The following is a 26,401-nucleotide window of genomic DNA, read 5'->3' as shown; positions in this document are numbered from 1 at the left end:
TGAGGCGGTCATGGCCTCACCTAGCATTCCGGGCCTCGGCCTGCCGGCGCCGCTGGCCGCGCGCTGGCGCGCCTGGTGGAACGCGCGCCATCCGCGCACCGACGCGCTGGCGCTGACCCAGCGCAACGTCTACATCCTGCCCACGCGCGCCGGCTGGATGTACGCGCTGACGCTGCTGGTGCTGCTGCTCGCGTCGATCAACTACCAGCTCGGCCTGGGCTACCTGCTGACCTTCCTGCTCGCCGGCAGCGGCATCGTCTCGATGCACGTCACGCACAACACGCTGCGCGGACTCGAGCTGCACCTGCGCCAGCCAACAGCGGTACATGCCGGCGATGCGGCGTTGCTGGAGGTGGTGCTGGCCAGCGCGTCGGCGCGCTGGCGCCATGGCATCGGCCTGGCGCTGCGCGACGTCGCGCCGCGCGCCTGGGTCTGGGTCGACGTGCCGCCCGGCGGTCAGGCCAGCACGCGGCTGGCGTGGGCCGCGCCGCGGCGCGGCCGGCTGGGCCTGCCCGACGTGCGCATCGAGACGCGCTTTCCGCTCGGGCTGTTTCGTGCCTGGAGCGAATGGCGCCCGGCCGCCGAGCTGCTCGTCTATCCGCGCATCGAGCAACCTGGCGCGCCCCTGCCCGCCGTGCGCGCGCAGGGCGGCGGCCAGGCGACGCTGCGCAGCAGCGAGGGCGGCGAGTTCGAAGGCGTGCGCGCGTGGCGCCGCGGCGATCCACTCAAGCTCGTCGTCTGGAAGAAGGCCGCGCGCGCGCTCGACACCGGCGGCGAGCTGATCGCGCGCGACACGCGCTCGTCAGCGCGCAGCGAGCTGTGGCTGGACTGGACCGCGACCGGCGCACTGCCGGCCGAGGCGCGCCTGTCGCGACTCGCGGCCTGGGTGCTGGCGGCCGAGCGCGCGGGCCTGGCGTGGGGCCTTGCACTGCCGGGCCGCGAGCTCGCGCCGGCGCATGGCGAGGCGCACCAGCGCGCCGCGCTCGAGGCGCTGGCGCTGTGGACGCCATGAGCGCCGCGATGACTTCGATCGCCTCGACCTGGCGGCTCGCGACGCGCGGTGCGCTGCCGCGCGAAGCGCGCGACACGCTGTTCCTGCTGGCGGTGATCGCCTGGACGGTGGCGCCGCACCTGCCGCACGTGCCGTGGTGGGCCGGCGCCTTGGCCGTCGTGGTGCTGCTGTGGCGCGGTGCGCTGGCATTGCGTTCGGCCCCGCTGCCGCCGCGCTGGGTGCTGGTCGGCGTGCTGGCCATGTCGGTCGCGGCGACGCTGGCCAGTCACCGCAGCCTGCTCGGGCGCGAGGCCGGCATCACGCTGCTGGTCGCGCTGGTCGCGCTCAAGACGCTGGAGCTGCGCGCGCGGCGCGATGCCTTCGTCGTGTTCTTCCTGGGCTTCTTCCTGGTGCTGACGCACTTCCTGCGTTCGCAGTCGATGCCGATCGCCGCCGCGATGCTGGTCTCGGTCTGGGGCCTGCTGGCGGCCCTGGTGCTGGCCCACATGCCGGTGGGCCGCCCGCCCTTGCGCGAAGCGGCGCTGCTGGCCGGGCGCTTCGCGCTGCTGGGCGCGCCGATCATGGCCTTGCTGTTCGTGCTGTTCCCGCGCATCGGCCCGCTGTGGGGCGTGCCGCAGGACGGCGGCGCGAAGACGGGCCTGTCGGGCGAGATGCGCATGGGCGAGATCGCCGAGCTCGCGGTCGACGAGAGCATCGCGATGCGGCTGCGTTTCACCGGCGGCGCGCGGCCCGACCCGGCGACGCTCTACTTCCGCGGCGCCGTGCTGGGCGCCTGGGACGGCGTGACCTGGCGCAGCGTGATGCCGCGCACGCCGCGCCTGATGCGCGTGGGCCGCGACCTCACGACGCAAGGCACTCCGGTCGACTACGAGCTGACGGTCGAGCCCTTGCAGATCCCAACGCTGCCGCTGCTCGAGCTCACGCCCTCGCTGCCGCCCGATGCCGGCGTGCGCGCGCTGCTGCGCGAGGACCTCAGCTGGATGACCGACCGGCCGATCGCCGAGCGGCTGCGCCTGGCCGCGCGCGCCTGGCCGCGCTATCGCGCCGGCCCGCTCGATGCCGACGCCGCCCCGCGCGAGTACCTGGCGCTGCCGCCCGGCTTCAGCCCGCGCACGCTGGCCTGGGCCGCCGAGCTGCGCCGCGACCCGCGGCTGGCCGAAGCCGATGCCGGCACGCTGGCCGGCGCGCTGTTTGCGCACATCCGCTCGGGCGGCTTCAGCTACACGCTGACGCCCGGCACCTATGGCGAGGACGATCCGCGCAGCGCGATCGACGAGTTCTGGCTCGACCGCAAGGCAGGCTTTTGCGAGCACTACGCGGCGGCCTTCGTCGTCGTGATGCGCGCGCTCGACGTGCCGGCGCGCGTCGTCACCGGCTACCAGGGCGCCGAATTCAATGCGGCCGATGGCAGCTACGTCGTGCGACAGAGCTTCGCGCATGCCTGGGCCGAGTACTGGCAGCCCGGGCGCGGCTGGGTACGCGCCGATCCGACCGCGGCGGTGGCGCCCGATCGCATCGAGCGCAGCCGGCCTCTGACGGCGCCGCGCGGCGTGATCGCCGGCGCGATCGAAGGCTTCAGCCCTGGCCTGCTGGCCTCGCTGCGCGCACGCTGGGAGGCCGTCAACAGCGCCTGGAACCAATGGGTGCTGGGCTTCAACCGCACGCAGCAGTTCGACCTGATGCGCGAGCTCGGCATCGAAGCGCCGCAATGGGAGGACCTGGCCTTTGCATTGATCGGCACGGTGGTCGCCCTGAGCCTGGCCGGCGCCGGCTGGGCCGCCTGGGCGCAGCGGCGGCGTGAGCCCTGGCTTGCGGCCTGGGACGGCGTGCGCCGCAGCGCGCGCGAACTCGATGTCGACTTGCGCGCGCACCAGACGCCGCGTGCGCTCGCGCGCGTGCTGCGGGCCCGGCACGGCGCGGCCGCCGAGCCGGCAGTGCGCGCGCTGCTTGCACTCGAAGCCCGGCGCTACGCGCGCGACGCGCGGCCGCTTCGACGCGCCGATGTCGCGCCGCTCGCGCGCGAGGCGCGGCGGGCGTTGCGCGCCTTGGGCGAGGACGCGCCGCCTGCTGCGGCACACTCGCGCGCATGACCACGCGCTACCCCTTCGACATCGACTCCGACCCCTCCCTCGCCTCGGCACGGCTGTCGCGGCGGACCGCGCTCGCCACCGCGGGCGGCTGGCTGCTGACCGGCTGCGCGATGGCCGCGCGCAAGACCGCGCTCGATGCCGTCACCTACGGCCGACGCGAGGACCTGATGGCCTGGGCCACCGAGGTCGCCGAGCGCCGCGGCTTCGCCACCGACTGGACCCGCGAGTTGCTGTCGCAAGCGCGCCTGGTGCCGCAGGTGCAGCGGCTGATCGCGCCGCCGCCGGCCGGCGCCGCGAAGAACTGGGCCGCCTACCGCGCGCGCTTCGTCGAGCCGGTGCGCATCCGCGCCGGCGTCGCGTTCTGGCGCGAGAACGAACGCTGGCTGCAGCAGTCCGAAGAACGCTTCGGCGTGCCGGCCGCGATGGTGGTCGGCATCGTCGGCGTCGAGACGCTGTACGGCCGCCACATGGGCACGTTTCGCGTCATCGACGCGCTCGCGACGCTGGGCTTCGACTACCCCAAGGACGCGCGCCGCGACCGCAGCCCCTTCTTCCGCAGCGAGCTCGAGGCGCTGCTCGCGATGGGCCATGCCGGCAGCGTCGACGTGCTCGGGCTCAAGGGCAGCTATGCCGGTGCGATCGGCATGCCGCAGTTCATGCCGAGCTCGGTCGGCCGCTACGCGATCGACTTCGACGGCGATGGCCGCATCGACCTGCACGCAAGCGCGCCGGACGTGATCGGCTCGGTCGCGAACTACCTCGCGTCGTTCGGCTGGCAGCGCGGTGCCGCGACGCACTTCGCGGTCGCGCCGCCGGTCGAGACCGCCGACCGCGCGGTCCTGCTCGGACCCGACATCGTGCCCAGCTTCAGCGCCGCCGAGTTCGCCCAGCGCGGTGCCGCCCTCGAGGCCGCCGGGCGCGAGTACACCGGCCCGCTCGCGCTGGTGGAGCTGCAAAACGGCGATGCCGCGCCGAGCTACGTGGCCGGCACCCAGAACTTCTATGCGATCACGCGCTACAACCAGTCGAGCTACTACGCGCTGGCGGTGATCGAGTTGGGCCGCGCGGTCGAGACGGTGGTCGCCGCGACCCGCTGATCCGGTCGAGGCGATGCCCCAGCGGGATCAGGGGCCATCGGCGTGAATCAACACAATTTTCAGGAATTCCTGAAAATTGCGGCATGCAGAACCTCTCTCCCCTCGTCCGCAGCTTCGTCGCGCACTTCGGCGAAATGGGCAGCCGCTGGGGCATCAATCGCACCGTCGGCCAGATCTACGCACTGCTGTTCGTCTCGCCCGAGCCGCTGCATGCCGACGCGATCGCGCAGGCACTGGAGTTCAGCCGCTCCAACGTGAGCATGGGGCTGAAGGAGTTGCAGGGCTGGCGGCTGGTGAAGCTGCGCCACCTGCCCGGCGACCGCCGCGAGCACTTCGAGACGCCCACCGACGCGTGGGAGATCTTCCTCACGCTGGCGCAGGAGCGCCGGCGCCGCGAGATCGAGCCGACGTTGTCGATGCTGCGCAATGCGTTGCTCGAGGCGCCCTCGAACGAGGCCGACCGCGTTGCGCAGGAGCGCATGCAGGGCATGTACGAACTGATCGACATGCTGAGCACCTGGTTCGATGATGTGCAGCGGCTCGACGCACAGACGCTCTCGCAACTGATCAAGATGGGCGCCAAGGTGCAGCGCCTGCTCGAGTTCACCGGCAAGGTGAAGCCCGCCGGCAAGCTGCCGGCCTGAACGAAAGGAGCCCCGATGGACCCGCTCCTGCTCGCGCGCGCCCAGTTCGCCGCGAACATCAGCTTTCACATCCTGTTCCCGACCATCAACATCGCGCTGGCGTGGATGCTGCTGTTCATGCGTTGGCGCTGGCTGCGCACGCACGATGGCGCCTGGCTCACCGCCTACCGCTTCTGGACCAAGGTGTTCGCGCTCAGCTTCGCGCTGGGTGTGGTCTCGGGCATCACGATGAGCTTCCAGTTCGGCACCAACTGGCCGGGCTACATGGAGCGCGTGGGCAACATCGCCGGGCCGCTGCTCGGCTACGAGGTGCTGACCGCGTTCTTCCTCGAGGCCACCTTTCTCGGCGTGATGCTGTTCGGCCATGGCCGCGTGGGCGAACGCATGCACCTGCTGGCGACCTTTCTTGTTGCGTTCGGCACCTCGATGAGCGCGTTCTGGATCCTGAGCCTGAACTCGTGGATGCAAACGCCCACCGGCTTTCGCATCGCCGAGGACGGCACGTTCCACGTCGCGAGCTGGGCGCAGGTGGTGTTCAATCCCTCGTTCCCCTACCGGCTCACGCACATGCTGCTGGCCTCGGGACTCACGGTCGCGTTCCTGATCGCCGGCGTCAGCGCCTGGCAGCTGCTGCGCGGCAAGGCCAATCGTTCCACGCCCAAGGCGCTGCGCACCGGCCTCACGCTGGCGGCCGTGCTGATCCCGGTGCAGATCTTCGTCGGCGACCTGCACGGCCTCAACACGCTGGAGCACCAGCCGCAGAAGATCGCCGCGATGGAAGGCGTGTGGCACACCGAGCGCGCCGCACCGCTGCTGCTGTTCGCCTGGCCCGACGAAGCCGCGCGCGAGAACCGCTTCGCGCTCGGCATCCCCGGCGGCGCGAGCCTGATCCTGCGCCACGACGCGCAGGCCGAGATCAAGGGGCTGAACGAGTTCCCGGATGCGCACCCGCCGGTCAAGCCGCTGTTCTTCGGCTTTCGCGTCATGGTCGGCGTGGGCGTGCTGATGCTCGCGACGAGCTGGGCCGGCGTGTGGCTTGCGCGCCGCCGCGGCTGGCAGGCCGACGCGCTGCCTCGCCCGCTGCTGTGGACGCTGGTCGCGATGACGTTCTCCGGCTGGCTCGCGACGCTGGCCGGCTGGTACGTCACCGAGATCGGACGCCAGCCCTTCGTCGTGCAAGGTCTGGTGCGCACCGCCGATGTCGCCTCCAACGTGCCGGCGCCGATGATCGCGCTGACGCTGTCGCTGTACGTGACCGTGTACATCGCGCTGATCGTCGCCTACGTCGCGGTGATCAAGTACATGGCCGAGAAGCCGGAAGTCCTCGTCGAGGCCGCCCGGCGCGCCGAAGCGCAGGGCCTGCATCCGGCGCAAGTCGAAGGAGATCCGGCATGAACCTCGACTGGTCCACCGCCTTGCCGGTGATCTTCCTGGCCTTGATGGGCCTGTCGATGCTGGTCTACGTCGTGCTCGACGGCTACGACCTCGGCGTCGGCCTGCTGCTGCCGCGTGCGAGCGATGCCGACAAGGATACGATGATTTCCTCGATCGGCCCGTTCTGGGACGCCAACGAGACCTGGCTGGTGCTCGGCGTGGGCATCCTGCTGATCGCCTTTCCCCGCGCGCACGGCGTGGTGCTGACCGCGCTGTACCTGCCGGTCGCGCTGATGCTGGTGGGCCTGATCCTGCGCGGCGTCGCGTTCGACTTCCGCGTCAAGGCTCAGGACCACCACAAGCCGCTGTGGAACCGCGCGTTCTTCGTCGGCTCAGGGCTGGCCGCGCTGTCGCAGGGCTGGATGCTGGGGCGCTACATCACCGGTTTCGCGAGCGGACCGCAGTACGAACTGTTCGCCGCGGTGATCGCGCTCGCGCTGCCCGCCGCCTACGTGCTGCTGGGCGCGTGCTGGCTGCTGATGAAGACCGAGGGCGAACTGCAGCGCCGCGCGCTCGAATGGGCTCGCCTCGCGTGGTGGCCACTGGTGCTGGGCATGGCGCTGATCTCGCTGGCCACGCCCTGGGTCAGCGCGACGGTGCGCGACAAGTGGTTCACGCTGCCGGCGTTCTTCGCCCTGCTGCCGATCCCGATCATGACGGCCGTGACGCTGGGCGCCTTGCGCGGCCTGCTGGTGTCGCGTCGCGCCGAGCCCGTCGTGCTGGGCCGGCTGTGCTGGCTGCCCCTGGTGCTGGTGGGCCTGGTGTTCGTGCTCGGCGCCTGCGGACTGGCCTACAGCCTGTTCCCCTACGTCGTGATGGACCGGCTGACCGTCTGGCAGGCGGCGAGCGCGACCGAGTCGCTGGCCGTGATCGGCATCGGCTGCGCGATCACGGTGCCGGCGATTGCCGGCTACACGGTGTTCGCCTACCGCGTGTTCCGCGGCAAGGCGAGCGAGTTGAGCTATGCATGAGAGCCCCCTCTCCCGCGCGGGAGAGGATTGCGTGAGGGTCAGGCCGCCGGCAAGGTCGGCGGATTGGGGTGCAGTCGCGCCATCGCGTAGACATCGACATACGCGCCATCGCGCAGCGCATAGGCGCGGTGGGTGCCCTCGACCTCGAAGCCGAACTTGCGGTACAGCGCGATCGCCGGTGCGTTGTCGACGAACACCGTGAGCTCCAGGCGCAGCACGTGCGCCCAGCGGTCGGCGTAGTCGCACATCGCCTGCATCAGCGCGCTGCCGACGCCCTGCCCCTGCGCCTCGGAAGCGACCGAGATCCCCAGCGACAGCACGTGCCGGCGCCGCACGATTGGGCGCCCCGTGTGCATGCCGCAGGTGCCGACCACCTCGCCGCCGCGCTCGGCGACCAGGCGCAGGTCGGGTGCAGGCAGCGGCTCGGCGAGCCGCTCGCGCCAGACCTCGACGCTGGTGTAGGGCAGCTGCATGAGGCCGGGATAGACATCGGCGTCGCCCATGATGCGGGCGAACGCCGGCGCGTCGTCGACGGTGGCGCGGCGGACCGTGATCATGCGATCGGTCAGACGCGCTCGCCGACCCAGCCGGCCACCGAAGCCAGCGCCTGCGGCAGCTTGGAGGCGTCGGTGCCGCCGGCCATCGCCAGGTCCGGCTTGCCGCCACCCTTGCCGCCGACCTGCTGCGCGACGTGGTTCACCAGCTCGCCGGCCTTGACCTTGCCGGTCGCGTCGGCGGTCACGCCGGCGGCCAGCTGAACCTTGCCGCCATCGACTGCCGCCAGCACGATGGCCGCGCTCTTGAGCTTGTCCTTGAGCTTGTCCATGGTCTCGCGCAGCGTCTTGGCATCGGCGCCGTCGAGCGTTGCGGCGAGGACCTTGAGGCCCTTGACGTCGACCGCCTGCGCCATCAGCTCGTCGCCCTGGGCGGAGGCCAGCTTGCCCTTGAGCGCGGCGATCTCCTTCTCGAGCGAGCGCACCTGCTCGAGCACCGCCGCGACGCGCAGCTCGACCTCGCCGGGCGCCACCTTCAACGCGCCGGCCACGTGGCCCACCGTGCGCTCGAGCGACTGCAGGTAGGCCAGCGCGTTCTCGCCGGTCACCGCCTCGACGCGGCGGATGCCCGCCGCAACGCCGCCCTCGGCGACGATCTTGAACAGGCCGATGTCGCCGGTGCGATGCACGTGCGTGCCGCCGCACAGTTCGCGGCTGGAGCCGATGTCGAGCACACGCACGCTGTCGCCGTACTTCTCGCCGAACAGCATCATCGCGCCGAGCTTCTGCGCCTCGTCGATCGGCATCACGCGCGCGTTCGTGTCGGCGTTGGCAAGGATCTCGGCGTTGACGATGGCCTCGATGCGGCGGATCTCGTCGTCGCTCAGCGGCGCGTTGTGGCTGAAGTCGAAGCGCGTGCGCTCGGCGTTGACCAGCGAGCCCTTCTGCTGCACGTGCCCGCCCAGCACCTCGCGCAGCGCCTTGTGCATCAGGTGCGTCGCGCTGTGGTTGCGCACGGTCTTGGCGCGCTGCTCGGCGTCGACCTTGGCGTTCAGCACGTCGCCGACCTTGATCTCGCCCTCCAGCACGCGGCCGTGGTGGCCGAACACGTCGGCCTGGATCTTCTGCGTGTCCTCGACCACGAAGCGGCTCGTGTTGTTGCGCATCTCGCCGGTATCGCCCACCTGACCGCCGCTCTCGGCGTAGAACGGCGTGTGATCGAGCACGATGACAGCGTCGTCGCCGGCGTAGGCGCTCTCCACCGCGGTGCCGTTGACATACACCGCAGTGACCTTGGCACCCTCGCGAGCCAGTTGCTCGTAGCCGTGGAACGTGGTCGGCGTGCCGCTGTACTCGAGGCCCTGGGCCATCTTGAACTTGCCGGCGGCGCGCGCCTGCTCGCGCTGGCGGTTCATCGCGGCATTGAAGCCGGCCTCGTCGACCGTGACGCCGCGCTCGCGGCAAACGTCGGCGGTCAGGTCGAGCGGGAAGCCGTAGGTGTCGTGCAGCTTGAACGCGAGCTCACCGTCGATCTGCTTCGCGCCGCCGGCCAGTGCGCCCTCGAGGATTTCCATGCCGTTGGCGATGGTCTGGAAGAAGCGCTCCTCTTCCTGCTTCAGCACCTCGGTCACGCGCGCCTCGTTCTGGCGCAGTTCGGGATAGGCCTCGCCCATCTGGCGCGTGAGTTCCGCGACCAGCGAATAGAAGAAAGGCTTGCGCGCGCCGAGCTTGTAGCCGTGGCGAATGCCGCGACGCGCGATGCGGCGCAACACGTAGCCACGGCCCTCGTTGCCGGGAATCACGCCGTCGGCCACCGTGAACGAGCACGCGCGGATGTGGTCGGCGATGACCTTCAGGCTCGGGCAGTCCTTGTCGCAGTCGCCGGCGCCCGCCTCGTCCACGGCCTTCTTCGCGGCCGCCAGCAGCGCGACGAACAGGTCGATCTCGTAATTGGAGTGCACGTGCTGCAAGACCGCGGTGATGCGCTCCAGGCCCATGCCAGTGTCCACGCTGGGCTTGGGCAGCTTGTGCATCACGCCCGCCTCGTCGCGGTTGAACTGCATGAACACGTTGTTCCAGATCTCGATGTAGCGGTCACCGTCTTCGTCGGGGCTGCCCGGCGGGCCGCCTGCGACCTCGGGGCCGTGGTCGAAGAAGATCTCGGTGCACGGACCGCAGGGGCCCGTGTCGCCCATCATCCAGAAGTTGTCGCTGGCGTAGCGCGCGCCCTTGTTGTCGCCGATGCGCACGATGCGTTCGGCCGGCACGCCCACGCCCTTGTGCCAGATGTCGTAGGCCTCGTCGTCCTCGGCATAGACGGTGACCCAGAGCTTGTCCTTGGGCAGCTTGAAATGCTCGGTAAGCAGTTCCCACGCGTAGTGGATCGCGTCACGCTTGAAGTAGTCGCCGAAGCTGAAGTTACCCAGCATCTCGAAGAACGTGTGGTGCCGCGCTGTGTAGCCCACGTTCTCGAGGTCGTTGTGCTTGCCGCCCGCGCGAATGCACTTCTGCGCCGTGGTGGCGCGGCTGTAGGGCCGCTTGTCGAAGCCGAGGAAGACGTCCTTGAACTGGTTCATCCCCGCGTTGGTGAACAGCAGGGTCGGGTCGTCGCCGGGCACCACCGGGCTCGAGGCCACGATCTGGTGGCCCTTGGACTCGAAGAACTTCAAGAAGGTGGAGCGGATCTCGGAGGCTTTCATTCGGGCTTCCAGCGCAGTTTCCGGCGCAGTTTCCAACGCGTGCAAGTGCTTGATGCAGCAAAGTTTTTCATTATAGGTTTGGAGTCCTTATGGCCCGGATGGCCGGGGTCGCGCGGCTATCATGAATCAGCCCTTTTCGAGGTTTCGGAGACCGCTTCCATGGACATGAAGACCTCCCCGCTCGCGACGCTGAAGGACGCGGGCCTGCTCAAGACCGATGCGCTGATCGATGGCGCGTGGCTCGGTTCGGCGGTGCGGTTCGCCGTGACCGACCCGGCCACCGGCCTCGAACTGGCGCAAGTCGCCAACCATGGCGCGCCTGCTGCCGAGCAGGCGATCGCCGCCGCTGACGCTGCCTGGCCCGCCTGGCGGGCCAAGACCGCCAAGGAGCGCGCAGCGATCCTGATGGCGTGGTTCAAGCTGATGCACGAGCATGCCGACGACCTCGCGCGCATCATGACCGCCGAGCAGGGCAAGCCGCTGGCCGAGGCCAAGGGCGAAGTGAGCTACGGCGCCAGCTTCCTCGAATGGTTCGCCGAAGAGGCCAAGCGCGTCTACGGCGAGACGGTGCCCACCACCGACGCCAACAAGCGCTATCTCGTCATCAAGCAGCCGATGGGCGTGTGCGCGGCGATCACGCCGTGGAACTTCCCGATCGCGATGATCACCCGCAAGGTCGCGCCGGCACTGGCCGCCGGCTGCCCGGTGGTGATCAAGCCGGCCGAACAGACGCCGCTGTCGGCGCTCGCCGTGGCGGAACTGGCCCAGCGCGCCGGCATGCCCAAGGGCGTGCTCAACGTGATCACCGCCGACAGCGACAACTCGATCGCCATCGGCAACGTGCTGTGCGCCAGCGACACGGTGCGCCACCTGAGCTTCACCGGCTCGACCGAAGTCGGCCGCATCCTGATGAAGCAGTGCGCGCCGACGATCAAGAAGCTCTCGCTCGAGCTCGGCGGCAATGCGCCCTTCATCGTCTTCGACGATGCCGACCTCGACGCCGCCGTCGAAGGCGCGATGGCCAGCAAGTACCGCAACGCCGGCCAGACCTGCGTGTGCGCCAACCGCCTCTACGTGCAAGACGGCGTCTACGACGCCTTCGTCGAGAAGCTCGCCGCCAAGGTCAAGGGCATCAAGGTCGGCAACGGCTTCGAGGCCGGCGTGAACCAGGGCCCGCTGATCGACGGCGCGGCGATTGCGAAGGTGGAGTTGCACGTCGCCGACGCTCTCGGCAAGGGCGCCAAGCTCGTCACAGGTGGCAAGAAGCTGGGCGATCGCTTCTACGAGCCGACCGTGCTCTCGAACGTGAGCAGCGAAATGCTGTGCGCGCGCGAAGAGACCTTCGGCCCGGTCGCGCCGGTGTTCCGCTTCAAGGAGGAGAACGAGGTCATCGGCCTGGCCAACGCCACCGAGTTCGGCCTCGCGAGCTACTTCTACAGCCGCGACATCGGCCGCATCTTCCGCGTGGCCGAAGGGCTGGAGTACGGCATGGTCGGCATCAACACCGGCCTGATCTCCACCGCCGAGGTGCCGTTCGGCGGCGTGAAGCAAAGCGGCCTGGGCCGCGAGGGTTCGCGCCACGGCATCGAGGACTATGTGGAAATCAAGTACCTGTGCCTCGGCGACATCTTGAAGTAATCCCCCCGAAGCGGCCTGCGGCCGCCTCCCCCGAGGGGGCGACGCCAGTGGACCGGCAGAGCCGGATCCACGGCGTCCGCTGGGGCAAGCAGCCTGAAGCGACAATCGCACAATGGAAATCGCCGGCTTTTCCCTTGGGGTGCGCCACCTGGTGGTGCTGATCTTCGTCGTGACCGCGCTGTACGCGCACCTGCGCGGCAAGGTGCGCTTCGGCATCGTGCGCGCATTGACCGACTTCCAGGTGCTGCTCGCGCCGGTCAATGCGCTGATGTATCTCTTCTCGCGCACGCCGGCCACGGCTTACATCGACACGAAGGAATTCAAGGACCTCGCGCCGCTGCAGGAGCACTGGCAGATCATCCGCGACGAGGCCATGCGGCTGAACGAGGACGGCGGCATCCGCGCCGCGACCGGCTACAACGACGTCGGATTCAATTCCTTCTTTCGCACCGGCTGGAAGCGCTTCTACCTGAAGTGGTACGGCCATGACCTCGCGTCGGCCGCACAGAAGTGCCCGCGCACGGTGGAGCTGCTGAACCAGATCCCCAGCATCAAGGCGGCGATGTTCGCGTCGCTGCCGCCGGGCGCGCGCCTCGTGCGCCATCGCGATCCCTACGCCGGCTCGCTGCGCTACCACCTCGGCCTCGTCACGCCCAATGCGCCGGGCTGCTACATCGAGGTCGATGGTCAGCGCTACCACTGGAAAGACGGCGAAGCGGTGATGTTCGACGAGACCTTCATCCACCACGCCGAGAACACGACCGACTCGCAGCGCGTGATCCTGTTCTGCGACGTCGAGCGGCCCTTGCGCTTTGCACCGATGCGCTGGCTCAACCGCGGCTTCGGCCGCCTCGTGATGGCCGCCGCCGGCTCGCAGAACGAGGAAGGCGAGCCCATCGGCGCGATCAACAAGTTCTTCGCGCAGGCCTACAAGATCCGCCTGGTCGGCAAGAGGCTCAAGGCGGCCAGCAGGCCGCTGTACAACGTCGTCAAGTGGGTGCTGATCGGGGGAGCCATCTGGCTGATCGTGCGCTGAGGAGCACGGGGCCGCTCAAGGCGCCAGCTCGTCGTCGTTCGCTGCGGCGCTGCGGCCGCCCTCTTCGCGGTTGACGAAGCCGGCACGGCCGCTGGCCATCGCGCCCGCGGCCAAGCCCACGGCGCGCTGCAGCAGCGGCGCCGCATCCTCGCCGTCGCTAGGAAAAACCGACACGCCGACCGCCACCGCCAGCGCCACGTCCTGCGTGCCGAGACGGAACACCGAACGCAGCGAGGCCGCCAGCTTGGCGGCCACCGCCAACGCATGCGCCGACTGGTCGAGCGCGGAAAGCAGGACGGCGTAGCCGTCGCCCGGCAACGCGGCGACCATGTCGCTGGCACGCACGCCGCTGCGCAGGCGCACGGCAACCTTGCGGCGAAGGACGTTGGCGGCCTCCGCCCCGAGCGACGCCTGCACGGTCGAAAAGCCCTCGATGCGCAGCACCACCACGGCCGTTGCGGCCGGCTGACGCTGGCGCAGCGCCAACAGCTGGCTCAGCTGGTCGACGAACTGCTGCTGGTTGGGCAGCCCTGTCGTGAGGTCGCTCGCGTGCGCGCGCAGGGCCTCCCGCAGGGCGCGATGGCGCTCGACCGAAGCGCGCAGCGCGCGCGCGAGCGTCCCTGCATCGAGTTCGTCGGCGCTCAGCAGCTCCTGCACGCCGAGCGTCATCCATGCGCTGAACTCCGCAGGCTGTTCGAGTGCAGGCGCGATCAGCACGATCGCCATGTCCTGGGCCAGAGGAGCCCAGGCGCGCAACGCCACCGCACGCGCATCCTCGGCCTCGCCGAGCGCGAGCACCACGGCATCGAACGGCCGGGCACGAACGCTTTCGGCAGCCGAGACGCGATCGGGACAGACTTCCAACTCGAACGGCCCCAGCCGATGCGCGGCAAGTGCCTCGGCCTGCGCACCGGCCTCAGCCACCCACAGCACGCGCAAGGCCTGCGCCGCGTCCCGCGTTTCGGACATTCCTCGCTCCGCATCGCACGTGCACGGCGCACGCGCTCACAAGAAGCCGACGATCGTACCGGAGGGTCGCCGCCCGCGCCGTTTCATTTGTTGTTGCGCGAGCGCGCAAGCCGGGCGTGCAAGAGGCGGGAGTGTGGAGCGGGTGAAGGGAATCGAACCCTCGTATGAAGTCGGGTAGGAAGGGTGCCTCGCGGCACCCCTCCCCCTAAGAACCGGACGGGCAGGTTTCCCCGCATCCGGCTCAGGCAGCCTGAAGTCGTCCACCCTGTCGGGCATGAACGACCGCTGCGAAGTTGCTTTCAAGACTCACTCGTTGGCGTGGTGCTGTCGGTGGCAATTCGGGTGAAGCAACTGGAGGTTGCTGACCTGATCCGAGCCGCCGTGGGACCGCTTGGTGATGTGGTGGATGTGCCACCCCGTCTCCTTCGTGATCCTCTGTTGGCAGTTCGGACACAGGCCGTCTTGCCAGTGCCACAGCCACGCCAGCTTCCTGCGCCCCTTCAAGTCGGATTCCATCTTGCGCGCCAGACGCGCGTCGAAGTAGTCCTCGTCTTCGGGGCTGTACGGATTTCGACTGCCGTCGATCTTGACGTGCCGCTTCTTGTGGAAGCTCGTCAGCGTCAACAGCAGCTTGTCCTTGTTTGCGAAGTGCCAGTCGCGACCTTCGATGCGCCGGAAGTACCGGGCCTTCACCCAGCGCTCACCCTTGTTGGGGTGGCGGCGGATAGCCCAGCGCCAAAGCGCCTGCCAGATCTGGTGGTCTACCTTCGCGAACGTGCGCGTTGCCATCTGGCTTCGGTGGTACCCCGCCCAACCTCGGAGAACCGGGTTGAGCAGGTCGATCACGTCTGCCTGTTTGGCGGTGCGCTTCTTCCGCAGGGTTCCGCGGACCTTCTCCAGGAAGTTCTTGACGTTCTTCTTGGCTGGCTGCGTCAACAGCATGCGTCCTTGCCAACGAGCCGTCCATCCCAGGAAGTCGAAGCCGTCGTTCACATGGGTGACCAGCGTCTTCGTTTCCGAGAGTTCGAGCCCTCGCTCGCGCATGAACTGCTGCACGAGCGGCTTGACCGTCGTCTCCAGCAGCTCTTTCGAGCTGCCGGTGATGACGAAGTCATCGGCGTAACGCACGTAGTTGACCTTGGCGGCCCGTGCATCGCGTACCGTGCGGAAGAGTTCCGCCAGCTTGCTTTGCAGGCCATCCAGAGCCAGGTTTGCGAGTACGGGCGAGATGATCCCGCCCTGGGGTGTACCGCTGTCCGTCGGGAACAGGGCATTGCCCTCGAAGTACCCGGCCTTCAGCCACTTGCGCAGCACGCCCTTGTCCATGTGGACGTGGGCGAGCAGCCAGTCGTGGCTGATGTTGTCGAAGCAACCTTTGATGTCTCCTTCGAGCACCCATTTCGGCGAGTGCTTTCGTCCAAGCGCGTTGCGCACCTGTTCGATCGCGTCGGCCGTCGAGCGCCCACGGCGGAAGCCGTAAGAGTGAACATCGCCAGTCGTTTCAGCAACGGGGTCGAGCGCCAGCAGATGTAGCGCTTGCATGGCCCGATCGCGCATGGTTGGGATGCCCAGGGGGCGTCTGTCGCCGTTTGCTTTCGGGATGTAGACCCGTCTGAGTGGCTGCGGCCTGTACCCCTTGCTGTGCAAGGTGCCGAGGGCCTGCCACTTGTCGTCCGGAGTACTCCAAGTCTGCCGGTCGATGCCAGGCGTCTTGCGACCCTGGTTCTCGGTGACCCGCTTTACCGCCAGCGCTTTCGCGCTGGACGAGCGGGTGAGGAGTCTTTGCAGGCGTTTGACTGTGCGCCATTCGCCTGCCTTCGCTGCTTTCGCGATTCTTGCCTGCAACCTCCCGACCACCTGATGCGCGTCCTGCCACGGTATGCCGTGCCAGTGCGTCCAGTTGGTGGAGGCGACATCGCAAGTACTTGCGTCCATATCAACCTCCGTTGATGTGGAGCGGGCGATGGGAATCGAACCCACGCTATCTGCTTGGGAAGCAGAAGTTCTGCCATTGAACTACGCCCGCCCGGTCCCGGAGGATGGACGACTACCCCGGAGGATAGTCCCTCCGGGACGGTTGGAGCAGACCTGTCTCGCGACAGGCCACCACGCGGAAGTCAGCACCCTTTCGGGTCGGGGCGATCGTTGCATCCCCTATCCGAGCCATTACAGCCTGGCATTCGCTTTCTCCGCGATCCTTTACCCGCAACCGCTGCACCTGATTTTACAACCAGGCTTGTCGCGCCTCGCGGCGCGACGCAGTTACGGGCTTACCCTGTTCCGTGTGATGAGCACGGTCAGGAGGGCCCCACCTATCTGCCGGTGATCGTTGTGCCAGCGTGTCTCCACCAAGCAGGGAGACATCCGATCACGTACCGTTTTGGTCCGAGCCTGTCAGTCGATTTGGCTCGCTCAAGCTTGACGGCATTTACCAGTGGTTCACTTGCGTTGGTCCTTTGACCAAGCCTTGCGCCGCATCCGGATTTCGACTTCCAGAATCGCGTGGAGACCCTCACGGGATCCACGCACCCGTCAGGGTGGCTACTTTGTCAGTGCGCTCGGCACGGGGTCGTTACCAACCCCGCACTGCACCTAGGCTACTGGCGGCTGAACGCCAGGTTGCGCGCAGGCTTACACCTGTGCAACAACTCATCGCACGGCTTGCGCCGCGCTGGGTCCCGATCGCCTTGCGGCCCTCGAGGAACCTCTCGGTTGATATGCCGGGACAGGCGAACCTGCCCGACGTTGCTACGTTGCCCACACTAGTGTGATGCCGTGGCATCAGCGGTGTGGTCGGCCGTAGCTGACCGAACGCGACCTCAGGTCGCACGCTTGGGAAGCTGCCGTTCTACCGTTGAACTACACCCGCGCTGGCGCCGGAGTTTACGCGAAGCGATCGCGCGAATGGGCCAGGGCCCGTATCAACGCGCGGGCTGCGCGGCAATTCCTGCCAGGCCTGGCAGCTCGAGCCGCCCGTGCGACTCGAAGCGCAGGGCAATGAACGCCGGACCGCTCAGCTTGCCGCGCAGCTGGTACTCGACCCTGCCGTGCTCGACCGGTCCAGCCATCTCGATGGCCTGGCGCACGAGTCGCAGTGCCGATGCCGTCACCGGAACCTGCAGCACGGCCTCGCCGAAGCGCGGCACGCTGCCCGCCGCATCGCTGACACCGGTGGCGAAGCTCGAACCATTGACGGCAAGGTCGACGAAGACACCGTCATAGGCGATCGGCGCGTCGTTGGGGTTCTGGATCCTGAGCTTGACCAGGAAGCGAAGCTCGAGGCCCTCTCCGGCCAACGGTTCAATGCCAGCCACTTGCACCTGCACGGGATCGCGGCCGCTCAGCGCGGCACAACCCGAAAGCATGGCAGCGACCCACGCGCCCGATGCATGAAGGAATGAGCGGCGATGCGGCATGGTCGGCCTCCACGAACAAGGCCCAGTCTAGCCGTGGCCCCACCGTACCGATGCCCCAATAGCAAAGGCCCGCCGATGGCGGGCCTTGCGAAACGGGTGGCGGAGTCGGAGGGATTCGAACCCTCGATGCACGTTTTAGCGCGCATACTCCCTTAGCAGGGGAGCACCTTCGGCCTCTCGGTCACGACTCCAGGCCAGGGCGCGATTATGCCGCAGCCGCGGGCTGATCCAGATCAAAAGCCTTGTGAAGCGCGCGCACCGCGAGCTCCATGTACTTCTCGTCGATCACGACCGAGGTCTTGATCTCGCTGGTGGTGATCATCTGGATGTTGATGCCCTCCTCGCTCAGCGAGCGGAACATCTTGCTGGCAATGCCCACGTGCGAGCGCATGCCAATGCCGACGATCGAGACCTTGCAGATCTTGGGGTCGCCGAGCACCTCGGTCGCGCCGGTGGCCGGTGCGACCTGCGTCTTGAGCAGTTCGAGCGCGCGCGGGTAGTCGTTGCGGTGCACCGTGAACGAGAAGTCGGTCTTCCCGTCGTGCGAGACGTTCTGGATGATGACGTCGACGTCGATGTTGGCATCGGCGACCGGGCCCAGGATCTGGAACGCGATGCCCGGCTTGTCGGGCACGCCCATCACGGTGATCTTGGCCTCGTCGCGGTTGAACGCGATGCCCGACACGATGGCTTGTTCCATGTTCTCGTCTTCCTCGAAAGTGATCAGCGTGCCCGACTTGGCCTCTTCGTCGAGCGGAATGTCCCAGGGCGTGAAGCTCGACAGCACGCGCAGCGGCACGCGGTACTTGCCGGCGAACTCGACCGAGCGGATCTGCAGCACCTTGGACCCGAGGCTGGCCATCTCCAGCATTTCCTCGAAGCTCACGGTGCGCAGGCGGCGCGCTTCCGGAACGATGCGCGGATCGGTGGTGTAGACGCCATCGACGTCGGTGTAGATCAGGCACTCGGCAGCCTTCATGGCCGCGGCCACCGCGACCGCCGACGTGTCCGAGCCGCCGCGGCCGAGCGTCGTGATGTTGCCCTCGTCGTCCACGCCCTGGAAGCCGGTGATGATGACCACCTTGCCGCTTTCCAGGTCGGCGCGCACGCGCTGATCGTCAATGCTCTGGATGCGCGCCTTGGTGAACGAGCTGTCGGTGCGGATCGGCACCTGCCAGCCGGTATAGCTGACCGACTCCATGCCCTCGGCCATCAGCGCGATCGACAGCAGGCCGACCGAGACCTGCTCGCCGGTCGAGGCGATCATGTCCAGCTCGCGCGCGTAATCGGCGGTCTGCGTTGACGGCGCAAGCTCTTTCGCGAGGCCGAGCAGGCGGTTGGTCTCGCCGCTCATCGCGGAGGGCACGACCACCAGCTGGTGGCCTGCGCGCACCCATTTGGCGACGCGCTTGGCGACGTTGCGGATGCGCTCGGTCGAGCCCATCGACGTGCCGCCGTACTTGTGAACGATCAATGCCATCGGAATCGGCCTGGTTGCTTTGAACGCGGCCGGCCACGCGCGCGTGAACCCGGGATTTTACGGGGGCGACTGACCGCTAGCTGTCGGCCCGGTCGCCGGCAATCCACATCAGGGCGAACTGCGGCTCGCCGGGCGCGGCAAGCGCGCGCGCATCGGCGCCAAGGCCGGGTACGAAGAGCAGTCGACCGTCGGCGCTGAAGACGAGCGGCGCATCGCGTTCGCTGGCGGCCACACCGACCGACTGGAACTGCTTCTTGAGGCTGCGCGCGGGGCGGTGCGGCCCGAGCTGGAAGCGCTCGCCGCCCACGCGTTCGCGCAGTTCCAGGTCGACCAGTGAGGCACGCGGCAGCCCGCCCTCGCGCACCCGCGTCGCGACCAACGTTCCGCCCCAACCCGGCAAGGCATGGCGTCCGGCCCGCACGACCGAGAGGCGGGATTCCCGCTCGCCGACGACCGCGCGCGGCGCCACGACGCGAAGGCGGCCGCGATAGCGCTCCACGCGCATAGCGGCATCGACGGTCCAGCTGGCCGTACCGCGCGCGTCCGGCAGCTGCCTGCACAGCTGCTCGACCAGGGCGGCGGTGGGGGCACGGCCGGTGCGCTCGCGCAGCCAGGCGCGCAAGGCGTTGCGCCCGCGCGCCGGCGTCAGCGCCGACCAGGCCGCCACGTCGAGTTCGCCGGACCCGACCATGCATGCGGCCAGATCGACGCGCGCGACGTCGTCGGCCAGCGCCGCAGCATGCCCGGCCCAGCGGGCAGCATCGAACAACGTCGATTCGGCATCGGGAAACGCGTCCAGCAGGTGCGGCCACACCTTCAGTCGCAAGCGGTTGCGCGCAAACCGCGCATCGGCATTGCTGTCGTCGTCGATGAAGCGCAGCCGGTGCCGGCGGACGTAGGCCTCGACGGCTTCGCGCGGTCGGTCGAGCCAGGGACGCACCCAGGTGATTCCGCTACGTTCGAACGAATGCGGCATCCCCGCCAGTCCGGCCACGCCGGCGCCGCGCAGCGCTTGCAGCAGGAAGGTTTCGGCCTGGTCGCGGCGATGCTGCGCCAGCAGCACGAGCCGGCAGCCCGCGCCACGCGCCATGCGCTCGAGGGCCGCGTAGCGCGCTTCGCGCGCGAGTGCTTCGATGCTCTCGCCGCGCCGCGGCTTCAGCGCGAGCCGCTCGAGATGGAAGACCACCGGCAGGCCGCGGCGCGCCCAGCGCACGCACTGAGCCTCGCAGGCCGCCGCCCAGTCGTCGGACCGGGCCTGCAGGCCGTGATGGACGTGCAACGCATGCACCACTGTGCCCAGCTCGCGCGCGGCGAGCAGTGTGGCGTGCAGCAGCGCGGTCGAGTCGCGCCCACCGCTGTAGGCCACGGCGACGGCGGGCGTCGCCATCGGCGCTTAGCGCTCCTTGGTGTCGGAGAAGCGGCCGTAGCTCTTGAGCCGCTCGTAGCGCTGCTTGAGCAGCTCGGCCGGCTTGAGGTCCGACACCTGGCGCAACGCGTCGTTGAGCGCGCGCTTGAGGTAGGCGGCCATCTGCTTCGGGTCGCGATGCGCGCCGCCGACCGGCTCGTTGACGATCTTGTCGATCAGGCCCAGCGCCTTGAGTCGGTGCGCGGTGATGCCCATGGCCTCGGCCGCCTCGCTGGCGCGCTCGGAGGTCTTCCAGAGGATGGACGCGCAGCCTTCGGGCGAGATCACCGAATAGACCGAGTACTGCAGCATCAGCACCTGGTCGCCCACGCCGATCGCCAGTGCGCCGCCGGAGCCGCCCTCGCCGATGATCGTGGTGATGATCGGCACCTCGAGCTGCGCCATCTCGAAGATGTTGTGGCCGATCGCCTCCGACTGGCCGCGCTCCTCGGCGCCGATGCCGGGATAGGCCCCCGGCGTGTCGACGAAAGTGAACACCGGCAGGCCGAACTTCTGCGCCAGGCGCATCAGGCGCAGCGCCTTGCGGTAGCCCTCGGGGCGGCTCATGCCGAAGTTGCGCAGCGCGCGCTCCTTGGTGTCGCGCCCCTTCTGGTGGCCGATCACCATGCAGGCCTGGCCGTTGAAGCGAGCCAGGCCGCCGACGATGCTCTGGTCGTCCGCGAAGGCGCGGTCGCCGTGCAGCTCGTGGAAGTCGGTGAAGATCTCGTTGACGTAGTCGAGCGTGTAGGGCCGCTGCGGATGGCGCGCGATCTGCGTCACCTGCCAGGGCGAGAGGCTCGAGTAGATGTCCTTGGTGAGCTGCTGGCTCTTCTTGGACAGGCGATCGATCTCCTCGGAGATGTCGACTGCCGACTCGCTTTGCACGTAGCGCAGCTCGTCGATCTTGGTCTCGAGTTCGGCGATGGGTTGCTCGAACTCCAGGAAGTGCTTCTTCACGGCATTCATCCGAAGAAGGTCCTTTCTCGTCGCGCGCCGGCCGCTTTGGCCGGCAGCGGCGCATTGTCAGTAGTCCACGGGCAGCGGGTCAAGGCTGCGCCAGAGGTACCAGGTGGCCACCGATCGGTACGGCGACCAGGCATCGCCGACTTCGCGCGCCTCGACGCGCGAGACCGGCTCGCCGCTGAAGTAATTGACGCTGATGCCCTTGAGCAGTCCGAGGTCGTCGAGCGGCAGCACGTTGGGCCGCATCAGGTGGAAGATCAGGAACATCTCGGCTGTCCAGCGGCCGATGCCGCGGATCGCGACCAGCTCCTCGATGATGGCCTCGTCGTCCATGTCGGCCCAGCGCTTGACATGCACCGTGCCGTCTTCGAAGTGACGGGCCAGATCCAGCAGATAGTCTACCTTGCGCGCCGACAGGCCCACCGAGCGCATCGACGTCGGATCCAGCTCGAGCACCGCGAGCGGCGCGATGCGTGCCGGCAACAGGGCCGCGAAGCGCTCCCACACCGACTGCGCGGCCTTCACCGAGATCTGCTGCCCCACGATGGAGCGCGCCAGCGTGGTGAACGCGTCGCCGCGGCTTTGCAGTCGGGCCTCGCCGAACTGCGGAATCAGCTTGCGCATGACGCGATCGCGGCGCGACAGGTGCTTGCAGGCCTCGTCCCAATAATCGGGCGTGACCAGGGCAACAGCGCGCGGCGACATGGAGGACGTCTGTGCTCGAAGAAGCGAACGACGCGGACGAGGCTCAGCCGCGCACCCAGGTGGTTCCCTGGGGCGAGTCCTTGAGCACGATGCCTTGCGCAGCGAGTTCGGCGCGAATACGGTCGGCCTCGGCGAAGTTCTTCGCAGCCTTGGCGGCCGCGCGCGCGGCAATGCGTTCGAGGATGGCGGCGTCGTCGCCCGCGACACCGCCTTGAAGATAGTTCGCGGGCGGCTGCTGCAGCAAGCCCAGCGTGCCGGCCAGAGCTTTCAGCAGACCTGCGGTGCGCGCGGAACGCGTGCGGTTGGCCTCGTTCGCCAGCTCGAACAGCACCGACACGGCGATCGGCGTGTTGAAGTCGTCGTCCATCGCCGCCTTGAAGCGCGCGGCGTGGGGCTCGCTCCAGTCGAGCGCGCCGATGTCTTCGGCCGGCACGGCGTCGAGCGCGGTGTACAGGCGCGTGAGCGCGGCCTTCGCGTCGTCGAGCCCTGCATCGCTGTAGTTGAACGGGCTGCGGTAATGCGCACGCAGCATGAAGAAGCGCACCGTCTCGCCGTCGTAGCTCTTGAGCACGTCGCGGATCGTGAAGAAGTTGCCCAGCGACTTGGACATCTTCTCGTTGTCGACGTTGAGAAAGCCGTTGTGCAGCCAGTAGCGCACGAAGGGCTTACCGTTCGCGCCCTCGCTTTGTGCGATCTCGTTCTCGTGGTGCGGGAACTGAAGGTCCATGCCGCCGCCGTGGATGTCGAAGGTCTCGCCCAGCAGGGCCTGCGACATCGCCGAGCATTCAATGTGCCAGCCAGGGCGGCCGGGGCCGAACGGCGCCGGGTACTTGGCATCCTCGGGCTCGGAGGGCTTGGCCGCCTTCCAGAGCACGAAGTCCAGCGGGTCTTCCTTGTCGCCGAGCACCGCGACGCGCTCGCCGGCGCGCAGCTGGTCGAGCGACTTGCCAGACAGCTTGCCGTAGCCCGGGAACCGCCGCACGGCGAAGTTGACGTCGCCATCCGGCACCCGGTAGGCCAGGCCCTTTCGCTCCAGCGCCTCGATCAGGCCGACCATCTGCCCGACGTACTCGGTCGCGCGCGGCTCGTGCGTGGGACGCTCGATGCCCAGCGCGCCGATGTCGCGGTGCATCGCGGCGATCATCTCGTCGGTCAGTTCGCGAATCGAGATGCCGCGCTCCAGCGCGCGACGGATGATCTTGTCGTCGATGTCGGTGATGTTGCGCACGTAGGTGACGCGATAGCCGCTCACCTTGAGCCAGCGCTGCACCACGTCGAAGGCCATCATCATCCGCGCATGACCCACGTGGCACAGGTCATAGATGGTCATGCCGCAGACGTACATGCGGACATGGCCGGGCTCGAGCGGAGTGAAGGCTTCGGTGCTGCGGGTGAGCGTGTTGTGGATGCGCAGGCTCATCTGTGAGGTGCCTCAGGGCACGGCCGACGATCGAAGCGATGCAGTATAGCCACCGGCCTCGGCCGCGACGGCCCTTCCCCGCGCCCCGGGGACGCGGCGGTGGACAATAGCGGCTCGTCCCGAACAAGGAGAACCCATGCCCGTTTCGCGTCGTTCCTGGCTTCATGCAGCTGCCTGGCTGCTCGCTGCCGCCGGCAGCGCATTCGCGGCCACGCCGAGCGCTGCGCCCAAGGCCGCCGAAGCCAAGCCCGCGACCGCCGAGCGCGTGCGGCTGAGCACCACGGCCGGCGACATCGTCGTCGAGCTCGACCGCGCCAAGGCGCCGAAGACGGTCGACAACTTCGTGCAGTACGTGAAGGCCGGGCACTACAACGGCACCATCTTCCACCGCGTGATCGACGGCTTCATGATCCAAGGCGGCGGGATGAAGGCCGACATGAGCGAGAAACCCACGCGCGCACCGATTCCGCTCGAAAGCCGCAACGGTCTCGCGAACCTGCGCGGCACGATTGCGATGGCGCGCACGATGGACCCCGATTCGGCGACCTCGCAGTTCTTCATCAACGTGGTCGACAACGCGCGGCTCGACGCAGCCAATGCGCGCGACGGCAACGGCTACGCCGTGTTCGGCAAGGTCGTCGCCGGCATGGATGTGGTCGACAAGATCCGCGTCGCAGCCACCGGCAACAAGGGCATGCACCAGAACGTGCCGCTGCAGCCGATCGTGATCAACAAGGCAACCCTGGAGAAGTGACATGACGAAGAAGGTCGAACTGCACACCACGCAAGGCGTGATCACCCTCGAGCTCGACGAGGCCAAGGCGCCCAAGACGGTCGAGAACTTCCTCGCGTACGTGGCCAGCGGCCATTACGACGGCACCGTGTTCCACCGCGTGATCAAGGGCTTCATGATCCAAGGCGGCGGCTTCGAGCCGGGCCTGAAGCAAAAGCCCACGCAGGCGCCGATCGCAAACGAGGCCGCCAACGGCCTGAAGAACGACAAGTACACGGTCGCGATGGCGCGCACCAACGCGCCGCATTCGGCGACCGCGCAGTTCTTCATCAACGCCGCCGACAACGCCTTCCTGAACTTCACGTCCGAATCGCCCAGCGGCTGGGGCTATGCGGTGTTCGGCAAGGTCGTCTCCGGTCAGGACGTGGTCGACGCGATCGAGAAGGTCAAGACCGGCCGCAGCGGCTTCCATGACGACGTGCCGCTGGAGAACGTCGTGATCAACAAGGCCGTCGCGGTCTGAGCTTGCCAGCATCGATGAGCACATCGCCCGCCACGGCCGGTCCGGCGCCGCGGCTTCCTCGCTTCGAGGAATTTCGTGCGCCGCCGCAGTGGCGAGCCATCGATTTCATCTCCGACCTGCACCTGCAGGCCTCGCAACCGGCGACCTGCGCCGCATTCGAGGCCCATTTGCTGCACACGTCCGCCGACGCCGTGATGATCCTCGGCGACCTGTTCGAGGCCTGGGTCGGCGACGATGCCCGCGACGGCGCGTTCGAGCGCGGCATCGTCGAGACGCTGCACGAGGCGGCCTCGCGCCGTCGGATCGCCTTCATGGCCGGCAACCGCGACTTCCTGGTCGGCTCGGAGTTGCTCGGCGCCTGCGGCATGACTGCGCTGCCCGACCCGACCGTGCTGCTGGCGTTCGGCGAGCGAGTGCTGCTCACGCACGGCGACGCGCTGTGCCTCGAAGACACGGCCTACCAGCGCTTTCGCGCCGAGGTGCGCACCGAGGCTTGGCGCGACGCCTTCCTCGCGCGCCCGCTGGCCGAACGCCGCTCGATCGCCGAGCGCATGCGCGAAGCCAGCCGCGCCCACCAGGCCGGTCAGCGCGAGGAACTGTGGGCCGATGTCGACGCCGCCGCGGCCGTGCAGTGGATGCGCGCGACCGGCACATCGGTGATGGTGCACGGCCACACGCACCGGCCCGGCGACCAAGTCCTCGCGCCCGGCTTCATGCGCATGGTGCTGACCGACTGGGAGTGCGACCGGGGTTCGCAGCGCGCCGGCGTGCTGCGGCTGTCGGAGCGCGGCTTCGAGCGCGTCGCGCCGGCCACGGGCTCCTGAGGCACGGCATGTTCGCCTGGTGGCGCCGACGGCGCGATGCGCGCGCGCTGGCCGAGCGGCCGGTCCCCGACGACATCTGGCAGGCGACGCTCGAGCGCTACCCCTTCATCGGCCTGCGCGACGCCGGCGATCTCGTGGCGCTGCGCCGCCTTGCGACGCTGTTCCTCGATCGCAAGCAGTTCCATGGCGCAGGCGGGCTGCGGGTCGACGATGCGATGGCCGTCGCGGTCGCTGCCCAGGCCTGTCTGCCCGTGCTGCACCTCGGGCTCGGCGCCTATGACGGCTTCGTCGGCATCGTGATGCATCCTGACGAGGTCGTTGCGAGCCGCTCGGTGCAAGACGAGACCGGCATCGTGCACGAGTACGACGAGGTGCTCGCCGGCGAGGCGATGCAAGGCGGCCCGGTCATGCTGTCGTGGCAAGACGTGGCGCACGCCGGCGAACACCCCGAAGGCGCGTACAACGTCGTCATCCACGAGTTCATGCACGTGCTCGACATGGTCGAGGGCGAGCCCGACGGCGTTCCGCCGCTGCCGCGCGAGATCGACCGGCGGCATTGGGTGCAGGTGCTGGAGGCGGCGCTTGGCCAGCTCGAGCGCGCGGTCGATGCCGGGCGCGCCACCGTGCTCGACCCCTACGGCTGCGAAGGCCTGGACGAGTTCTTTCCGGTCGCCGCCGAGGCGTTCTTCGTCGCCCCGCATGGGCTGCGCGACGAAGCACCAGCGCTCTACGACCTGCTCTCGCGCTATTTCAGGCAAGACCCGGCCGCCGTGTTGCCGCGACCGGACGCCGAATCGACATGAAAAAGGGGCCCTTGCGGGCCCCTGCGACCAAGCGTGACGCGACCG

General features: G+C 68.5%; 22 protein-coding genes and 2 tRNA genes. 12 read left to right on the top strand and 12 right to left on the bottom strand.

All coding sequences use genetic code 11. The features are described 5' to 3' along the window. Positions 1-10 precede the first annotated feature (10 nt). The 6 genes from ACO2TI_RS22670 (at position 11) to ACO2TI_RS22645 (ending at position 7,248) form a co-directional block, all read left to right on the top strand. Positions 11-1,012 (top strand): DUF58 domain-containing protein, encoded by a 1,002-nt coding sequence (locus tag ACO2TI_RS22670; RefSeq protein WP_423287741.1) that lies wholly within the window; start codon positions 11-13, stop codon positions 1,010-1,012. After that, positions 1,009-3,102 (top strand): transglutaminaseTgpA domain-containing protein, encoded by a 2,094-nt coding sequence (locus ACO2TI_RS22665; RefSeq protein WP_423287739.1) that lies wholly within the window; start codon positions 1,009-1,011, stop codon positions 3,100-3,102. The genes ACO2TI_RS22670 and ACO2TI_RS22665 overlap by 4 nt, the downstream gene beginning before the upstream one ends. Next, positions 3,099-4,199 (top strand): lytic murein transglycosylase B, encoded by a 1,101-nt coding sequence (gene mltB / locus ACO2TI_RS22660; RefSeq protein ID WP_423287737.1) that lies wholly within the window; start codon positions 3,099-3,101, stop codon positions 4,197-4,199. Before ACO2TI_RS22665 ends, mltB begins: the two co-directional genes overlap by 4 nt. Positions 4,200-4,282: 83 nt before the next feature. Next, positions 4,283-4,843, top strand: coding sequence for a GbsR/MarR family transcriptional regulator (locus ACO2TI_RS22655; RefSeq protein ID WP_423287735.1), 561 nt, complete (start codon positions 4,283-4,285; stop codon positions 4,841-4,843). 15 nt (positions 4,844-4,858) lie between these two features. Next, on the top strand, positions 4,859-6,238 hold the full coding sequence (locus tag ACO2TI_RS22650; protein WP_423287733.1) for a cytochrome ubiquinol oxidase subunit I: 1,380 nt from the start codon (positions 4,859-4,861) through the stop codon (positions 6,236-6,238). Further along, a complete protein-coding gene (locus ACO2TI_RS22645; protein ID WP_423287731.1) occupies positions 6,235-7,248 on the top strand; it encodes a cytochrome d ubiquinol oxidase subunit II in 1,014 nt (337 codons plus the stop codon). Before ACO2TI_RS22650 ends, ACO2TI_RS22645 begins: the two co-directional genes overlap by 4 nt. 38 nt (positions 7,249-7,286) lie before the next feature. On the opposite strand, the gene ACO2TI_RS22640 is transcribed toward ACO2TI_RS22645, so the two are convergent. Continuing rightward, positions 7,287-7,805 carry a GNAT family N-acetyltransferase gene (locus ACO2TI_RS22640; RefSeq protein WP_423287729.1) on the bottom strand — a complete coding sequence of 173 codons (519 nt, stop codon included), beginning with the start codon at positions 7,803-7,805 and terminating at the stop codon, positions 7,287-7,289. A gap of 8 nt (positions 7,806-7,813) precedes the next feature. Then, positions 7,814-10,441 (bottom strand): alanine--tRNA ligase, encoded by a 2,628-nt coding sequence (gene alaS, locus ACO2TI_RS22635; RefSeq protein ID WP_423287727.1) that lies wholly within the window; start codon positions 10,439-10,441, stop codon positions 7,814-7,816. Positions 10,442-10,600: 159 nt separating this feature from the next. Between alaS and ACO2TI_RS22630 the strand changes: the two genes are divergently transcribed. Continuing rightward, positions 10,601-12,079, top strand: coding sequence for an NAD-dependent succinate-semialdehyde dehydrogenase (locus tag ACO2TI_RS22630; RefSeq protein WP_423287725.1), 1,479 nt, complete (start codon positions 10,601-10,603; stop codon positions 12,077-12,079). A gap of 139 nt (positions 12,080-12,218) precedes the next feature. Continuing rightward, positions 12,219-13,115, top strand: coding sequence for an aspartyl/asparaginyl beta-hydroxylase domain-containing protein (locus ACO2TI_RS22625; RefSeq protein ID WP_423287806.1), 897 nt, complete (start codon positions 12,219-12,221; stop codon positions 13,113-13,115). A 15-nt stretch (positions 13,116-13,130) separates the two neighbouring features. Here the strand turns inward: ACO2TI_RS22625 and ACO2TI_RS22620 are convergent, their stop codons facing one another. The 10 genes from ACO2TI_RS22620 to cysS form a co-directional block, all read right to left on the bottom strand. After that, positions 13,131-14,084 (bottom strand): GGDEF domain-containing protein, encoded by a 954-nt coding sequence (locus ACO2TI_RS22620; protein WP_423287723.1) that lies wholly within the window; start codon positions 14,082-14,084, stop codon positions 13,131-13,133. A gap of 306 nt (positions 14,085-14,390) precedes the next feature. Beyond that, positions 14,391-16,019 (bottom strand): group II intron reverse transcriptase/maturase, encoded by a 1,629-nt coding sequence (ltrA, locus tag ACO2TI_RS22615; protein WP_423287804.1) that lies wholly within the window; start codon positions 16,017-16,019, stop codon positions 14,391-14,393. A 17-nt stretch (positions 16,020-16,036) separates the two neighbouring features. After that, positions 16,037-16,110, bottom strand: a tRNA-Gly gene (locus ACO2TI_RS22610). Between the two features lie 895 nt (positions 16,111-17,005). After that, complete coding sequence (locus ACO2TI_RS22605; protein WP_423287721.1) at positions 17,006-17,500, bottom strand: LEA type 2 family protein; 495 nt, start codon at positions 17,498-17,500, stop codon at positions 17,006-17,008. A 97-nt stretch (positions 17,501-17,597) separates the two neighbouring features. Beyond that, positions 17,598-17,691, bottom strand: a tRNA-Ser gene (locus tag ACO2TI_RS22600). 14 nt (positions 17,692-17,705) lie between these two features. After that, on the bottom strand, positions 17,706-18,980 hold the full coding sequence (locus ACO2TI_RS22595) for an aspartate kinase (RefSeq protein WP_423287719.1): 1,275 nt from the start codon (positions 18,978-18,980) through the stop codon (positions 17,706-17,708). 76 nt (positions 18,981-19,056) lie between these two features. Beyond that, positions 19,057-20,367 carry a tRNA lysidine(34) synthetase TilS gene (tilS, locus tag ACO2TI_RS22590; protein ID WP_423287717.1) on the bottom strand — a complete coding sequence of 437 codons (1,311 nt, stop codon included), beginning with the start codon at positions 20,365-20,367 and terminating at the stop codon, positions 19,057-19,059. Between the two features lie 6 nt (positions 20,368-20,373). Beyond that, positions 20,374-21,342: an acetyl-CoA carboxylase carboxyltransferase subunit alpha gene (locus tag ACO2TI_RS22585; RefSeq protein ID WP_423287715.1), complete on the bottom strand. Its 969-nt coding sequence runs from the start codon at positions 21,340-21,342 to the stop codon at positions 20,374-20,376. Between the two features lie 66 nt (positions 21,343-21,408). Then, positions 21,409-22,053, bottom strand: coding sequence for a DNA-3-methyladenine glycosylase family protein (locus ACO2TI_RS22580; RefSeq protein WP_423287713.1), 645 nt, complete (start codon positions 22,051-22,053; stop codon positions 21,409-21,411). A 43-nt stretch (positions 22,054-22,096) separates the two neighbouring features. Continuing rightward, positions 22,097-23,473, bottom strand: a complete 1,377-nt coding sequence (cysS, locus tag ACO2TI_RS22575) for a cysteine--tRNA ligase (protein WP_423287711.1) — start codon at positions 23,471-23,473, stop codon at positions 22,097-22,099. A 136-nt stretch (positions 23,474-23,609) separates the two neighbouring features. Between cysS and ACO2TI_RS22570 the strand changes: the two genes are divergently transcribed. From ACO2TI_RS22570 to ACO2TI_RS22555, 4 genes are read left to right on the top strand one after another with little or no spacing between them, the layout of a single operon-like run. Beyond that, positions 23,610-24,227 (top strand): peptidylprolyl isomerase, encoded by a 618-nt coding sequence (locus tag ACO2TI_RS22570; RefSeq protein WP_423287709.1) that lies wholly within the window; start codon positions 23,610-23,612, stop codon positions 24,225-24,227. 1 nt (position 24,228) lies between these two features. Beyond that, positions 24,229-24,729: a peptidylprolyl isomerase gene (locus tag ACO2TI_RS22565; RefSeq protein ID WP_423287707.1), complete on the top strand. Its 501-nt coding sequence runs from the start codon at positions 24,229-24,231 to the stop codon at positions 24,727-24,729. Between the two features lie 14 nt (positions 24,730-24,743). Further along, the gene (locus ACO2TI_RS22560) at positions 24,744-25,553 is read left to right on the top strand and encodes a UDP-2,3-diacylglucosamine diphosphatase (protein WP_423287705.1); all 810 of its coding nucleotides are present in this window, start codon (positions 24,744-24,746) and stop codon (positions 25,551-25,553) included. A gap of 8 nt (positions 25,554-25,561) precedes the next feature. Beyond that, complete coding sequence (locus tag ACO2TI_RS22555; RefSeq protein ID WP_423287703.1) at positions 25,562-26,356, top strand: zinc-dependent peptidase; 795 nt, start codon at positions 25,562-25,564, stop codon at positions 26,354-26,356. Positions 26,357-26,401 lie beyond the last annotated feature (45 nt).

It is taken from the genome of Caldimonas sp. KR1-144 (genome assembly GCF_049446155.1).
GTDB lineage: Bacteria > Pseudomonadota > Gammaproteobacteria > Burkholderiales > Burkholderiaceae_C > Rivibacter.
The sequence above is the reverse complement of the archived record's forward strand: the minus strand, read 5'-3'. Positions and strand labels throughout refer to the sequence as shown.